This is a genomic window from Burkholderia sp. SIMBA_051, from assembly GCF_046534915.1.
Classification (GTDB): Bacteria; Pseudomonadota; Gammaproteobacteria; order Burkholderiales; family Burkholderiaceae; genus Burkholderia; species Burkholderia ambifaria.
In genome coordinates, this window is the sequence record NZ_JAWRXS010000134.1 from 1 (window position 1) to 318 (window position 318).

The 318-nt window shown below is 67.3% G+C and carries 1 protein-coding gene; it reads left to right on the forward strand.

What is annotated here, in order from left to right; genetic code table 11:
- On the forward strand, window positions 1-318 hold a 318-nt coding region (locus SB771_RS33895; protein ID WP_410721903.1), incomplete at both ends, for a dienelactone hydrolase family protein.

Here is a 318-nt window from a genome sequence, read left to right on the forward strand (position 1 = left end):
GAGCATGGCGGCGATCTGAATCGGGTTGGCGTGAACGGGTTCTGCTGGGGCGGGCGGATTGCGTGGCTGTACGCCGAGCACAACCCGAAGCTGAAGGCGGGCGTCGCCTGGTACGGCCGCGTGACGGGCGACAAGAGCGCGATGACGCCGGCTAATCCGCTCGACCGGGTGGCGGACCTGCACGCGCCGGTGCTTGGCCTCTATGGGCGGCAGGATCAAAGCATCCCGCAAGACACGCTGGAGCAGATGAAGCAGGCGATCGCGCAAGGTCCCCAAGCGGGGCGCGGCTCACAATTCGTCGTCTATGACGACGCGGGG